Source organism: Bradyrhizobium sp. 14AA (assembly GCF_054185205.1).
Genome location: NZ_JAVAYM010000094.1, coordinates 1 through 530, shown reverse-complemented (window position 1 = coordinate 530; position 530 = coordinate 1). Strand labels below are relative to the sequence as shown.

Here is a 530-nt window from a genome sequence, read left to right as displayed (position 1 = left end):
GCGCATCGATTACGACGATGTGCGCCGGCTCGCGCAGCGCCATCGGCCGAAGCTGATCATCGCGGGCTATTCCGCATATCCGCGCGCGCTCGACTTCGCCGCGTTCCGCGAGATCGCGGACAGCGTCGACGCGAAGCTGATGGTCGACATGGCGCATATCGCCGGCATCGTCGCGGCCGGCCGCCATCAGAGCCCATTGCCGTTCGCCGACGTCGTGACGTCGACCACGCACAAGACGCTGCGCGGCCCGCGCGGCGGTTTCATCCTGACGAACCAAGCCGACGTCGCGAAGCAGATCAACTCGGCCGTTTTTCCGGGGCTGCAGGGCGGCCCGCTGATGCACGTCGTCGCGGGCAAGGCGGTGGCCTTCGCGGAAGCCCTGCGCCCGGAGTTCACGCGCTATATCGACCAGATGCTGCGCAACGCGCAAGCGCTCGCACAGGTGCTGACGGCCGGCGGCCTGACGCTCGTGACCGGTGGCACGGACAACCACCTGCTGCTGGTCGACCTGCGCGCGCGGCGCATTACCG

The 530-nt window shown here is 68.7% G+C and carries 1 pseudogene; it reads left to right on the top strand.

Features of this window, described 5'->3' with window-relative positions:
* Window positions 1–530: pseudogene (gene glyA / locus RAD15_RS43475) on the top strand (serine hydroxymethyltransferase); the annotation flags it as partial.